Annotated in this window: 13 protein-coding genes; 2 read left to right on the forward strand and 11 right to left on the reverse strand. The window is 59.0% G+C overall.

The features are described from left to right. From ACT3UA_RS04835 to ACT3UA_RS04865, 7 genes are all read right to left on the reverse strand, one after another. A partial coding sequence (locus tag ACT3UA_RS04835; RefSeq protein WP_444615652.1) for a DUF4158 domain-containing protein occupies positions 1 to 775 on the reverse strand: 775 nt, incomplete at its 3' end. A gap of 208 nt (positions 776 to 983) precedes the next feature. After that, on the reverse strand, positions 984 to 1,766 hold the full coding sequence (locus ACT3UA_RS04840) for a GntR family transcriptional regulator (RefSeq protein WP_096284686.1): 783 nt from the start codon (positions 1,764 to 1,766) through the stop codon (positions 984 to 986). Between the two features lie 84 nt (positions 1,767 to 1,850). Next, positions 1,851 to 2,252 carry a cytochrome c oxidase subunit 4 gene (locus ACT3UA_RS04845; protein ID WP_096284688.1) on the reverse strand — a complete coding sequence of 134 codons (402 nt, stop codon included), beginning with the start codon at positions 2,250 to 2,252 and terminating at the stop codon, positions 1,851 to 1,853. Between the two features lie 2 nt (positions 2,253 to 2,254). Then, positions 2,255 to 3,973: an aa3-type cytochrome oxidase subunit I gene (gene ctaD / locus ACT3UA_RS04850; RefSeq protein WP_096284690.1), complete on the reverse strand. Its 1,719-nt coding sequence runs from the start codon at positions 3,971 to 3,973 to the stop codon at positions 2,255 to 2,257. 5 nt (positions 3,974 to 3,978) lie between these two features. After that, positions 3,979 to 4,869 (reverse strand): aa3-type cytochrome oxidase subunit II, encoded by an 891-nt coding sequence (gene ctaC, locus ACT3UA_RS04855; protein ID WP_096284692.1) that lies wholly within the window; start codon positions 4,867 to 4,869, stop codon positions 3,979 to 3,981. 213 nt (positions 4,870 to 5,082) lie between these two features. Continuing rightward, positions 5,083 to 5,457, reverse strand: coding sequence for a HesB/IscA family protein (locus ACT3UA_RS04860; RefSeq protein ID WP_096284694.1), 375 nt, complete (start codon positions 5,455 to 5,457; stop codon positions 5,083 to 5,085). Positions 5,458 to 5,591: 134 nt separating this feature from the next. Continuing rightward, the gene (locus tag ACT3UA_RS04865; RefSeq protein WP_096284696.1) at positions 5,592 to 7,001 is read right to left on the reverse strand and encodes a dipeptidase; all 1,410 of its coding nucleotides are present in this window, start codon (positions 6,999 to 7,001) and stop codon (positions 5,592 to 5,594) included. A gap of 69 nt (positions 7,002 to 7,070) precedes the next feature. On the opposite strand from ACT3UA_RS04865, the gene ACT3UA_RS04870 reads away from it, so the two are divergent. Next, the gene (locus ACT3UA_RS04870) at positions 7,071 to 7,664 is read left to right on the forward strand and encodes a DUF3043 domain-containing protein (RefSeq protein ID WP_096284698.1); all 594 of its coding nucleotides are present in this window, start codon (positions 7,071 to 7,073) and stop codon (positions 7,662 to 7,664) included. Positions 7,665 to 8,038: 374 nt separating this feature from the next. Here ACT3UA_RS04870 and ACT3UA_RS04875 read toward each other — a convergent pair whose 3' ends face one another. After that, the gene (locus ACT3UA_RS04875; protein WP_096284700.1) at positions 8,039 to 9,103 is read right to left on the reverse strand and encodes a quinone-dependent dihydroorotate dehydrogenase; all 1,065 of its coding nucleotides are present in this window, start codon (positions 9,101 to 9,103) and stop codon (positions 8,039 to 8,041) included. A 61-nt stretch (positions 9,104 to 9,164) separates the two neighbouring features. On the opposite strand from ACT3UA_RS04875, the gene ACT3UA_RS04880 reads away from it, so the two are divergent. Beyond that, complete coding sequence (locus tag ACT3UA_RS04880) at positions 9,165 to 10,202, forward strand: alpha/beta hydrolase (protein WP_176484118.1); 1,038 nt, start codon at positions 9,165 to 9,167, stop codon at positions 10,200 to 10,202. Here the strand turns inward: ACT3UA_RS04880 and ACT3UA_RS04885 are convergent. From ACT3UA_RS04885 to leuA, 3 genes are all read right to left on the reverse strand, one after another. Then, a complete protein-coding gene (locus ACT3UA_RS04885; RefSeq protein ID WP_096284704.1) occupies positions 10,199 to 11,005 on the reverse strand; it encodes an isoprenyl transferase in 807 nt (268 codons plus the stop codon). The two genes, ACT3UA_RS04880 and ACT3UA_RS04885, sit on opposite strands and share 4 nt — an antisense overlap. Further along, positions 11,002 to 11,751 carry a DNA repair protein RecO gene (gene recO / locus ACT3UA_RS04890; RefSeq protein WP_096284706.1) on the reverse strand — a complete coding sequence of 250 codons (750 nt, stop codon included), beginning with the start codon at positions 11,749 to 11,751 and terminating at the stop codon, positions 11,002 to 11,004. Before recO ends, ACT3UA_RS04885 begins: the two co-directional genes overlap by 4 nt. A gap of 93 nt (positions 11,752 to 11,844) precedes the next feature. Continuing rightward, on the reverse strand, positions 11,845 to 13,584 hold the full coding sequence (gene leuA / locus ACT3UA_RS04895) for a 2-isopropylmalate synthase (RefSeq protein ID WP_096284708.1): 1,740 nt from the start codon (positions 13,582 to 13,584) through the stop codon (positions 11,845 to 11,847). Positions 13,585 to 13,698: the final 114 nt, after the last annotated feature.

A 13,698-nucleotide genomic window follows, 5' to 3' on the forward strand; every position in this document is an offset into this window, starting at 1 on the left:
CTAGGGCATTCATCCGACCCTCGGGGATCATCTCCACATCGATGGACCCGGCACCCAGTGCCCGCAAGCGACCCAGCCGCTCCAACTGCCGCAACAACTCTGGCACCGATACCCTCGAGGGCCCGGTCCGCAATCTTTCCCACGCGGTCAGCCGTGATCCCTCCCCAACGCGAAGCAGGCGTTCCAATTCCAGGATCAAGGCGGGGCCGGCCGCGTCAACCAGCATGGAATGGAGGCGGTCATTTGCTCCGGCACGGACCTCTATAACCAGTCGTGTCAACGTAGAGACGCCGGGGAGAAGGACCTTGCGTTCACGCAGCCAGAGCACCGTCCGTTCAAACAGACGCACCGGTCCCTCCGACGACGTCCAGGCCCGGGCCTCCAGGAACAGCCTCAGCTCCGCGTGGCTGGCCGAATCGGAGAAATCCGCATACCCGTACACGATGGAAATTTCCGCGGCATGCTCATACCCGGTCTGTCCCCGCTGCGCATACAGCTTGAGCACGGAAGCATCCGCAATATCCAACTGCCCGGCCAGGAATTCCACCACCGGCCACGGAACAGCCAATGGATCCGTCAGGAACCGTCCTGCCACCCGCACCGTGATCAGTTGGACAGCAAATCCCAGGCGATTGTGCATTCCCCGACGGCGACCAACTACCGACAGGTCTGCATCGTCCAACCAACAGAAACGTTCCAGGTCCTCCGCCGATACCTCGTCGGGGAATCCGCCGAACCCTGCTGCCTGCTCATCACTTAGAAAATCGACCGCCATGGAACCCATTCAACAGGCCTCAGACTCTTTAGCGTGAATTTCCGTACCGATCTTCCTCAGACCCCAATCTCGCAGAACAATAAAGCAGGAGCGAATGCATGATTTTTGATTCGGTAGTCAGCGCAGGAGAGCTACGGCGCTGAGGGCGGTCGGAAGCAATTAGGCAATGGTGGAACACTCGCCAGAGCCGCTGTACGCGATTCTAAGCCTAGAAATTCTCCGTATAGCGAGGTGTGCGCGTTCCGAGCCGTTGCAGCGGCACAAAGAGCTTGTACCGGTCTGAGCGATACAGCGAGACCGAATAGTCGGCAAGCCGCTCGCCAATGTAGGCATATCGGGTGATCTGCAGAAGTGGGAAGCCAGGTTCAACACCGAGCAGTAGCGCTTGCGCGCTGCTTGCGGCGGTGCTTTCAACCTGGTCTTCGCCCCACTCCAGCAAGATCCCGTAGCGCTCGTGGAGCGCCTGATAGAGCTTGGATGGCGGCGGTCCGTCGGTGAAGCCTGGCACCAGGTCCGCGGGCATGTAGTTCTCATCCAGGCTCATGGGGGTGCCGTCCGCAAGCAGCAGACGCTTGAAGCGGATCACCGCCGTGCCCTCGTCAACCATGAGCTGCGCGCTGAGGTAGGCCGAGGCCTTGAGTTCGTCGAACTCCAGCACGCGTGCGTCGGGCACCATGCCGCGGCGCATCATATCTTCGGAGTACGAGTGCAGCCGTACGCGGAGATCCATTTTTTCCGGGACCACGAAGGTGCCGATGCCGACCACGCGTTTGAGTACCTGCTCATCGACCAAGGCATCAATTGCCTGGCGGATGGTCTTTCGCGCCACGCCAAAGTGAGCGGCCAGCTCACGCTCGGGTGGAAGCTTATAACCTGGCTTGCAGGCCTCCCGGGCATGCGTCTTCAGAATGTCACGGATCTGGCGATACTTGCTCGTCTTGCTCTGTGCATCGAGTGTGGCGGTAACGGCTGGCGTCGGCGAGTAACGCACGAGGATCTCCTTTGACAAGGCGGTGCTGCTTAAAATACTAACGGGGTGACAAGTAAAAACTTGTCACCCCGTTAAGAGAACTACTTAGTGGGCGTGATCGCCGCGGCTGTATTCGTAAACCCAGCCAACAAGTGCGACTACCGATAGGCCTGCTCCAATGTAGAAGACCCACCATCCAACGGCCAAGCCGAGGAAGCCAATTGCTGCGGCACCGGCAAGTACCAGTGGCCACCAGCTCCATGGCGAGAACAGACCGAGGTCTCCGGCGTTCTCGTGGATTTCGCCATCAATGCGGTCCTCTGGACGAGCACCAACACGCTTGGCGGTGAAGAACAGGTAACCGCCGACCATGGCCGACAAACCGGTGAGCATGAGCAGAGCCAGCAGGCCTACCCATTCGTTCCAATTGGTCATGTAGCCATAGACAACTGCCACTGGGGTGAAGAAGAAGATTCCACCCAGGAAAAGCCAGGATTCAACTTTCATCTTTACAAGTCCTTCTGGTCAGCCGGTCCGAAGATCTTTGCGGCACCAGCAGTAGGAGTGGAACGACCACTCAGTTCTGGGTGGTGCAGATCCAGCGCTGGGCGCTCGGAGCGGATTCGTGGGATCGAGTGGAAGTTGTGACGTGGTGGAGGGCAAGAGGTTGCCCACTCCAGCGATGCGCCGAAGCCCCATGGATCGTCAACTTCAACCTTCTTGCCATTTCGGTGAGTGACCCACACGTTCCAGAAGAACGGAATCATCGACATGCCCAGGATGAAGGCGAACACGGTCGAAACCTGGTTCATGGCGGTGAAGCCATCTTCTGGCATGTAGTCAGCGTAACGACGTGGCATACCCATAACGCCCAGCCAGTGCTGGATGAGGAAGGTGCCGTGGAAGCCGATGAACAGCAGCCAGAAGTGGATCTTGCCAAGGCGCTCGTTGAGCATCTTGCCGGTCCACTTTGGCCACCAGAAGTAGAAGCCGGCGAACATTGCGAACACCACGGTACCGAAGACCACGTAGTGGAAGTGTGCCACGACGAAGTAGGTATCCGAAACGTGGAAGTCAAGCGATGGAGCGGAAAGGATGATACCGGTCAAGCCACCGAACAAGAAGGTGATCAGGAAGCCGATGCTCCACAGCATTGGAGTTTCGAAGGTAATCGAACCTCGCCACAGCGTGCCGATCCAGTTGAAGAACTTCACGCCGGTCGGCACCGCGATCAGCATCGTCATGAAGCCGAAGAACGGCAGCATCACGGAACCGGTCACGTACATGTGGTGAGCCCAAACGGAGACCGACAGAGCTGCAATGGAGATGGTCGCGAAAACCAGACCCTTGTAGCCGAAGATCGGCTTACGGCTGAAGACCGGGAAGATCTCCGAAACGATACCGAAGAACGGCAACGCAATAATGTAGACCTCTGGGTGACCGAAGAACCAGAACAGGTGCTGCCAGAGAACGGCGCCACCATTATCCGGGTCGAAGATATGTGCCCCGAAGCGGCGATCTGCACCCAAGGCGAACAGCGCAGCTGCCAGCGGTGGGAAGGCCATCAGGACCAAGATCGAGGTGATCAAGGTATTCCACGCGAAGATCGACATGCGCCACATGGTCATGCCAGGAGCACGCAAGCAGATGATGGTGGTGATGAAGTTGACGGCGCCAAGGATGGTACCGAAGCCCGACAGTGCAAGGCCGAAGACCCAAAGGTCTCCACCGATGCCTGGCGAGAAGGTGGTGTTCGACAATGGTGCGTAAGCGAACCAACCGAAGCTAGCGGCACCCTGAGGGGTGAGGTAGCCAGCCAGGGCGATAGTCGAGCCCAAGGAGAAGAACCAGAAGGCCAATGCGTTCAGACGTGGGAAGGCCACATCCGGGGAACCGATCTGCAGTGGCATCATCACGTTGGCAAAACCTGCGAAGAGCGGGGTTGCGAACATCAGAAGCATGACGGTGCCGTGCATGGTGAACAGCTGGTTGTACTGTTCCTTGGTCTGCAGGATCTGCATACCTGGCTCGAACAGTTCCGCACGAATCAGCAGCGCCATGACGCCACCGATGCAGAACATGATGAACGAGGTGATCAGGTACATGTACCCGATCTTCTTGTGGTCGGTCGAAGTAATGTAGTCGACAAAGAGTCGACCCTTTGACTTCGGCACGACGGATGGGGCAATCGACTTGACGTCGTCGGTAGCATACTCAAACGTAGTCATAGCGATTACTCTCCTTCCTCTGCGTGACCGTGCTCCACAACGATGGAGTTGACCTTGTTAGGCTGACGGTCGTATTCCTCACCAATGTGGCCATCTTCCAGCTTGGCAAGTTCAGCCTTGAACTCTGCGTCGCTAACGACCGCAACGTTGAAGAGCATCTCCGAGTGGTACTCGCCGCAAAGCTCGGCGCACTTGCCATCGAAGTTACCCTCAACCTGCGGGGTCAGGTAGATGTAGTTGGTCTTGCCTGGAATCATGTCCAGCTTCTGAAGGAATGCTGGAACCCAGAACGAGTGGATAACATCGCGGCTGTTAAGCTCGAGCGTTACCGACTTACCTGCAGGCAGGTACAAGGTAGGCAGTGATTCCTTCACGCCAGCCGAGCCGTCCTTGTTCAGGTGAGCCTGTTCGCCAGCGAAGTACTTCTCCTGGCCCTGGTAGCTGTAGTTGAAGTCCCACGACCACTGCTTCGCGCGGACGTCTACGACGACCTCGGAATCCACAGGTGCGTTGATTGACTTCTCAACAGTGTTATTGAAGCTAAAGAAGACCAAAACAAGGACCAAAGGAATGGCCGTGTAGAAGATCTCCAATGGCAGGTTGTAGCTCAGCTGACGTGGGTAACCAGTATCGGTCTTACGGCGACGGTAAGCCACGACGCACCAAAGCATCAGACCCCAGGTCAGAATTCCGATAATGATCACGGCGATCCAAGAGTGAACCCATAGATCCTGGATTGCTCCAGTGTGGTTCGTGGTATCGCGCTCCACATTTGGGAGCCAACCGCGTTTAGCCTCCGCTGTACATCCCGTCAGCAGCAATGCGCCGGCGCCAACCAAGGCAATAACTTTTGCCTTGGCGGATCCGAGACTGCCGGTTCGGTGTTGCGAACTCACAGACGGCCCTTCCTCTTTGTTGGTGCAGAATGTGGTCTTCATAAGTCACCTCGCGGCTAAACGAGTTGCACGGTGAGGTGGCTCACGAAGGGAAACATAGTTTTACTACTTAATGTAGAGCTTACCCTCTTCGACCCCAGAATACCGAAAAACGCCGCCGTTCTAACGAGAAATTTCTTCAACGTTTGAACGGCGGCGTTAGTTCCCTAAGGCCTAGTGGAAGGAATCTCCACAGGCACAGGAGCCGGAGGCTGCAGGGTTATCAATGGTGAAGCCCTGCTTTGAAATTGTGTCTTCGAAATCGATCGAAGCGCCGGAGAGATACGGCACGCTCATCTTGTCGACGATGACCTCTACGCCGTCGAAGTCACGCAGCGCGTCACCCTCGAGCATGCGCTCGTCAAAGTAGAGCTGGTAAATCAGGCCCGAGCAGCCGCCAGGCTGAACGGCGATACGCAAACGAAGGTCGTCACGGCCTTCCTGCTCCAGAAGTGAACGCACCTTCTGCGCAGCCACGTCGGAAATTTCTACCTCGTGGGTTGGTAGCTCGGTTGAGTCACCCTTGGTCTGGTCAACTGCTGCAGTCATGATTTTCCTCCCATACTGCTTGGTGTGACACCGTCGGCCCGAATATCTTCAGGTTATATGGCGCCTTTTCTTGATTCAATACTACGTCGCGGTCGCTGAAAATGCTCTCAGAACTTCTCCTTGTATGACGCGGTTCACAGGCCTTCGGAATTAATCCGCGCCAACAGCAAGGCTTCTGCGACAATCGCCTTCTGGAAGTCCCCAATGTGAAGCGACTCATTAGCCGAGTGCGCCCGCGAGTCGGGGTCTTCCACGCCGGTCACCAGGATCTGGGCCTGCGGGAATACGTCGAGCAGATCTGCAATGAACGGAATCGATCCACCCAGGCCCATGCTGACCGGCTCAACTCCCCACGACTGCTCCAGGGCCCAGCGTGCGGTGCCATTAGCCGAAGCTTCAAGATCCGCCTGATAGGCGCTACCTGCTTCGGTAGCCACAAACTGCACCTCGGCACCACGCAGGTCCACGGAGTTCACATGAGCTTCCAGCGAGGCCAAGGCCTGGCTTGGTTCCTGCCCTGGAGCCAAACGCATCGATACCTTGAAGCGCGTTTGCGGGATCAGGGTATTGGACGAGCGATCAACACTAGGCATATCCATTCCAATGACACTGAGCGCTGGTTTATTCCACAAGCGGTCCGTGATCTTGCCCGTGCCTGCCAGTTGAACGGATTCAAGCACCGAGCTGTCGCGGCGGAACTCGGACTCATCGAAGTCAACCTCGGCGATATCGTTCGCCACCAACCCGGGCACGGCAACCGAACCATTTTCATCATGGAATGACGCAATGAGTTTCGCTGCAAGAACCGGTGCGTCGAGCACCGGGCCGCCAAACATGCCCGAGTGAACTGCGTGCCCCAGCGAGCGCACGGTGATTTCCGCGGCCGCCATGCCGCGCAGCGAGCTGGTCAGGGCGGGAGTTCCCACGGCCCAGTTAGAGGAGTCGGCCACTACGATAACGTCGGCGGCGAGCTTGTCCTGATGCGCCTCCAGGAAGTTCCTGAAGGACGGCGAACCAGCCTCTTCTTCACCCTCGAAGAAGTAAGTGACGCCGACACCAAAATCCGCCACGGAATCCAGCACCGCGCGCAGGGAAGCAATGTGCACCATGATGCCCGCTTTATCGTCCGCGGCACCGCGGCCATAGAGCCGCTCCCCCACCTTCGTGGCTTCAAAGGCCGGAGTGTTCCAGTCTTCTTCGTTGCCAGGAGGCTGCACATCGTGATGCGCGTAGAGCAGGACGGTTGGCTTGCCAGGCTGGGCCATGCGGCGAGCCACCACCGCCGGTGCGCCCATGACGCCATCCGCGGCTGGCTCGCGCAGAATCTCAACGCTCTCCATGCCAGCGTCACGCGCCAGCGCGGCCACGGCCTGAGCGCTTTCTTCCAGATTGGCCGGATCGAAGGATTCCCAAGCGACGCCAGGGATGGCTACCAGCGAACCGAGCTCTTTGAGGATCTTCTCAAAGTTCTTCTCGATATGACTTTTCAGGGCAGTGACATCGACGCCATGGTTCGAGGCGACGACTGAAGAATTATTTGTCATGACTTCAGCCTAGCAATGACCTAGGTTGCTAATGTCACTGTGCCGCAAACAACCCGGTAGGATAGGGGCGTGTTTGGACGTAAAAAAGATGACTCTCAATCCCCCGCAAATGAGGAGCCGACTGCACTGGCTCCCGAATCAACTGACGGCCGCAAGACTGGCCCGACCCCTAAGCGCAGCGCGCAGCAAGCCAGCCGCCAGCGCCCACTAGTGCCTACCGATCGCAAGGCAGCCAAGGAAGCCGATCGTCAACGACGCATCGAAGCCCAGAACCGCTTGCGCATCGCTAATGAGACCGGTGACGAACGCTACCTGATGCCTCGCGACAAGGGTCCGCAGAAGCGCTATGCCCGTAACTTCATCGACTCGCGCTGGATGTTCAGCGAATTCATGATGTTCGTAATCTTCGCATTCCTGATCTTGTCGTTGACGTTCAATCAGAACCTCTCGGTACAGATGTACGTGCAGGGTGCCCTGTGGGTTGTCATCGCCCTGGTGATCATCGAATTGATCGTCACTACGGTGCTGCTCAAGCGCCGCTTGGTCGCTAAATTCGGCTCCATGGATCGTGGAATCCGCATGTACGCGGCGATGCGCGGCATGCAGTTCCGCAAGCTGCGCCTGCCGAAGCCGCAGATTAAGCGCGGCGCCGACATCGACTAGTTTCATTGTCCAAATCTTCTTAGGGCGGATTCCTTATGGAATCCGCCCTTCTTTTATGTCGTTCAGCCCCGCATAAAGCGAGGCCTTTCACAAAATAGAAATCTTGTGAATCGCTTTACAAGGTTATAAAAGTCGAAAGCCTGTGCCACCACTGCTGCATCACATTTGCCCTTGTAAACGGGTTTACCAGCCCTTTGCGAGTATCCACAAGGTTTGGATTTGGTAACAGATGGTGCCGATGAGCACGGCCGCATTGGGCTGGCCAGCTTCTCCCCCAGCGTTGGGCGGTTTTTCATGCGGGAAATGGCACCCAGAGACAGCGAAGCTCCCGAAACGGTATTTCGGGAGCTTCAGACCGATCCTTCGACAGCAGATTACCGGCGGCTAGCTAGTTCCTTGTTGATGGCGCGTGCCCAGAACGGACCCTCATAGAGGAACGCGGTGTACCCCTGAACGAGATCGGCGCCCGCAGCGAGCCGTGTCTCGACGTCGGCGGCGTTCTCCACGCCGCCGACGGAAATGATGGCCATCTTCGAGGGGACCAATTCACGTAGCTGGCGAAGCACTTCCAGCGAGCGTTCTTTCAACGGAGCACCGGACAAACCACCGGCGCCGATTTCTTCGACCTTGGCGGCATCGCTGGACAAGTCTTCGCGTCCAATCGTCGTATTGGTGGCGATAATCCCGTCCAGGCCTAGCTCGGTAGCCAACGTCGCGACATCGACGAGATCTTCATCGCTCAAATCCGGTGCGATCTTCACCAATAGCGGGATGTGGCGGCCGGAGACCTGATCGGCCAACTGCCCGACTTCGCTGAGCAGCGGTCGCAGCGACTCAACGCTTTGCAACAGGCGCAGGCCCGGAGTGTTCGGGCTGGAAACATTGACCACCAAATAATCCGCATGGTTGGCCAGCTGACGCGTGGACTGCAGGTAATCGCCCACCGCATCGTCAAGTTCGACCAACTTGGTCTTGCCAATGTTCACTCCGATGACCGGGCGGGTGCCGGCATAGTCGGACTTGAGCCGCTGACGTGCGGTGGCGACGCGGGCGGCGACGACCTCGGCTCCTTCATTGTTGAAGCCCATGCGGTTGATCACCGCACGGTCATCAACAAGACGGAAAAGCCGTGGCAAGGGGTTGCCCGGCTGGGCCTGACCGGTCACGGTACCGATTTCGACATGGCCGAAACCGATGTCGCTCAGCGCCAAAATACCGGTGGCCCCCTTATCAAACCCGGCTGCCAGGCCGAATGGTGATGGAAAATCTATCCCCATCACGGTTCGCTGGAGTTTCGGATCGGGGGCAAAAAACTTTCGGGCTGCCTTGGTCAATCCCACACGTTGCATGAGCTTGATGGCGTCAAAGGCGAAGTAATGGGCCTTTTCAGGATCCATCTTGGTGAAAACATGCTTGAAGACCAGGGGATAAATGCGCATGGTTACTAGTTTCTCGTGAAGTTCCCGATTCAGACAACTTGCGGTCGGTATGCTTCAACATATGAAGGTCTCATCGAATTTACCTAGCGGGCAGTGGCCGGACTTCACCACCACGACCAACCCAGGGCAATGGGTGGCAGATCCGCTAGGCGAGGGCTTCGAATATACGACCTTGGACTTCGGTACCGATTCCGAGGGGCCGGCAGTGGGCACGCTCGTGCGCTACAAGCCCGCCGGTTGGCGCAACCGCCTACCGAGAAAGTTCAACGGGGTGGTGCTCAGCGTCCACGGGTGGAGCGACTACTTCTTCAACCGCGAACTTGCCGAATTCTGGCATCAGCGTGGATACCATTTCTACGCTTTGGATCTGCGGCGCTACGGGCGCAGTCTTCGGGCCGAACACGAAATTCCAGGCTTCGTCGATGACCTCGCGGTATATGACCAGGAACTAGAAGCCGCCATGGACCTGCTCGGCACGGCCCATCCCGACCTGCCGATCATCGGGCAGGGGCACTCGCAAGGCGGGCTGATCCTTAGCCTGTGGGTGGCACGCACCGGCCCGCGCATCCAGGCCCTGGTGCTCAATGCGCCGTGGCTCGAATTTCAAGGCACCGCATTTTTGCGCGTTCCGATGCATGGAATTCTCGAAGCGATCGGCCGCACCAATGGCCGGCGTAAATTGGCACTGCCGGAATTTGACCACTATTGGAATTCTTTGAGCGATCAAGGCGTCGGGGAATGGGACATCCATCGGCTATGGCGGCCGCGGCTGGCATTCCAGCCGACTACCGCTTGGATGAAAACCATTCTCGACGGACACGCCACCGTCGCCAAGGGACTGAACCTGACGCAACCTATATTTGTGATCAGTTCTGACGCTTCGCATTTCAGCACCAGCTATTCGCCGGCAATGCAGAGCACCGACTCGGTGATTGACATACACCAGATCCGATTGCGTGCCTTGAAGTTGGGAAGTTTCGTGACGCTCGCGCAAATCCACGGGGCCATGCATGACGTCTTCACCTCGGCAGAGCCTGCCAGGGCCGCCGCCTACCGCGATCTGGCGCTGTGGCTTCGGCTCCTCGACCGGCCGCGCTAATTCTTCGGCTTATCCACTGCCCCGCCGTAACGTCGATCGCGTTGCGCAAATTGCTCGACGGCGGTGAATAACGTCCTGCGGTCCACATCTGGCCAAAGCTGATCGAGGAAGACCATTTCCGCGTAGGCCGACTGCCACAACAGGAAGTTGCTGGTGCGCTGCTCGCCGCTGGTACGCAGGAAAAGATCTACGTCCGGAAGCTCTGGGGCGTAGAGGTATTTGCCGAGAGTTTTCTCCCCCACCGCCGAGGCCTTCAGCTTCCCGGCTGCGACGTCCTTGGCAATCGCGGACAGCGCATCGCCAATCTCGGCGCGGCCGCCGTAGTTCACGCACATGGTCAGCTGGCAACCGAGATTACCTTCGGTTAGCTCCTCGGCCGCACGAAGCTCGTTGACCACCGATTTCCACAGGCGCGGTTCACGCCCGGACCAGCGGATCCGCACACCCCAAGAATTCAAGGTATCGCGCTGGCGGCGCAGCACATCGCGGGAGAACCCCATGAGGAAGCGCACCTCTTCCGGGCTGCGTTTCCAGTTTTCCGTGGAGAACGCGTAGACGGAGACGTGCTTGATGCCCAGCTGCACGGCGCCGGCCATGACATCGAGCAACGCGGCCTCCCCGGCCCGGTGCCCTTCGGTACGCGGCAGGCCGCGCTGGTTCGCCCAGCGCCCGTTGCCGTCCATGACGATCGCGATATGCTCGGGGATCAGCGCCGCCGGAATGCTTGGCATCACCGGGTTATCCGGGTGCGGGTATGGGGCGACCGGACCTGGACGGCCGGTGATGGGGCGAAGCTTGCTCATGTTCTCTCCACGTGTCTTAATGACTTCACGGCACGTTCCAGGTGCCATTGCAGGTAACTGGCAACGATATCCGCTGCCTGCTTTTTCGCTCGAGGTCCCCCCTGGGCGACCGTGTCCCAGTCGCCGGTCAGCAGGGCTTGCAGGTACCCGATGGTGATCGGATGCGGGGCGAGCGATCCCGCTGGCCGGCAGGCGGGGCAAACCACCCCGCCCAGGTGCACATTCAGTGCCTCATGCGGCCCCGCTGCACCGCAGCGCACGCAATCGGTGAACGAGGGGGCCCAGCCGGCAATGGACAGAGCGCGAAGAATATAGGAATCCAGCACGGCTCCGTCATCAACCCGATGCTTGGAGAGCAACGCGATCGCACCATGCAATAACAGATACTGCTTATTGGTCGAATCGGCATCTGCTTCAAGCAGCTTCTCGGCAATTTCAACCATGGCGGTGGCTACCGTGTAGCTCGCATAGTCGGTGACCAGCTGCTGGCCGTAGGGGGTGCGCAGCTGTGCCTGGGAGACGACGTCGAGATTTCGTCCCATCACGATCAGCGCATCAACCTCCATAAACGGCTCGAGCGTGGCGCCGAGGCGCGAAGAGGTGCGCCGTACGCCTTTGGCGACGGCGCGGACCAAGCCCGTGGGGGTGATCAGCGTAATGATGCGGTCCGCTTCGCCAAGTTTATGGGTGCGCAACACCAGACCGCGGGTGCGGTAGCTGCGCGAGGCGAATCCGGAACGTGACACATCCCCAATTCTCCCACCTCAACCGCGCAGGACTAAAAACGCCACGGGGCGCAACCGAAGTTGTGCCCCGTGGCGTTCAGCATCTTCCAGCGGTTAGGCGGCGTCGCGGATTGCCCGGTTGACTGCCGAAATGACCGCCTTCAGCGCGGCGATGTTGGTGTTGGTGTCCAAACCGATCCCCCAGAGGATGCGATCTCCCACGGCGCATTCGACGAATGCCGCGGCGCGGGCGTTGCCGCCTTCGCTCATGGCGTGTTCGCTGTAGTCCAGCACGCGCAGGTCCACTCCGTCATCGTTAAGCAGCTTCACCAAGGCCGACAGCGGACCGTTGCCCTGGGCGCTGCGCTCGTGGGCGACGCCGTCGACGATCAGCTTGACGTCCAGCTGGAAGCTGCCGTCTTCGGCGGAGGCCGCGGTCGCCGAGGCGATCTCGTAGTAGCCCCAGGCATTCAGCCCGGAGTCCTCGCTGACCGGCAGGTACTCATCCTGGAAGACGTTCCAGATGGTGGACGAGGAAACCTCGCCGCCTTCGGTTTCGGTCTTCTTCTGGATAACCCCGGAGAACTCGATCTGCGCACGGCGTGGCAGATCCAAGTTGTAGTCGTTCTTCAGCAGGTAGGCCACTCCGCCCTTGCCGGACTGCGAATTCACGCGGATCACCGCTTCGTAGGAGCGGCCGATGTCCTTCGGATCGATCGGCAGGTACGGAACCGCCCAAACCATATCGTTCAGTTCCTTGCCGGCAGCCGAGGCCTTGACCTCCATGGCTTCCAGGCCCTTCTTGATGGCGTCCTGGTGCGATCCGGAGAAGGCGGTGAAGACCAGGTCGCCGCCGTACGGGCTGCGTTCTGCCACTGGCAGCTGGTTGCAGTACTCGACGGTGCGGCGGATGTGGTCCATGTCCGAGAAGTCGATCTGCGGGTCGATGCCCTGGCCGAACATGTTCATGCCCAAGGTCACCAGGTCGACGTTGCCGGTGCGTTCGCCATTGCCGAACAGGCAGCCTTCGATGCGGTCCGCGCCGGCCAGGTAGCCCAGCTCCGCGGCCGCGACTCCGGTGCCGCGGTCGTTGTGCGGGTGCAGCGAGAGGATGATCGAATCGCGGTTGGCCAGGTTGCGGTGCATCCACTCGATGGAGTCCGCATAGACGTTGGGGGTGGCCATTTCGACGGTGGCAGGCAGGTTCAAGATCATCTTGTTTTCCGGAGTCGCCTCCAGCACCTCGGCCACGGCCTCGGAAATGCGCTTGGCGAAGGCCAGCTCGGTGCCGGTGTAGGACTCTGGCGAGTACTCGTAGGTGATCTTGGTGCCGGTCAGCTGTTCTTCGTACTTCTTGCACATCCGCGCGCCCTGCACCGCGATGTCCACGATGCCGTCCTCGTCCTGGCGGAAGACGACTTCGCGCTGCAGCACCGAGGTGGAGTTGTACAGGTGGACGATGGCCTGCTTGGCGCCTTCCAGCGCCTCATAGGTGCGCTCGATCAGGTGCTCGCGGGACTGCGTGAGCACCTGGATGGTCACGTCATCCGGGATGCCGCGCTCGATGAGCTGGCGGACGAAGTCGAAGTCGGTCTGCGAGGCGGAAGGGAAGCCCACCTCGATTTCCTTGAAGCCCATTTCCACCAGCAGGTCGAACATCTTGTGCTTGCGCTCGGGGCTCATCGGGTCGATCAGTGCCTGGTTTCCATCACGCAGGTCAACCGCGCACCAGCGCGGGGCGGTGGTGATGTACTTATCTGGCCAGGTGCGATCGGGCAGGTTGACTTCGATCTGGTCCTGGAAGGGAACATACTTGTGGATTGGCATGTTCGAAGATTTTTGCATGTTCTGCATTTCGGTGTATCCCCTAGACAATGTTGGTGCTTAGTTGTGTGGGGCCAGACAAGAGCTACTCCGCGGCGAGAAGGTCGGCCGAATAGACCACTAACGGTCTCTTGGATCCTCGCA

The organism is Glutamicibacter sp. 363, from assembly GCF_052379505.1.
In the GTDB taxonomy this organism is placed as follows: Bacteria; Actinomycetota; Actinomycetes; order Actinomycetales; family Micrococcaceae; genus Glutamicibacter.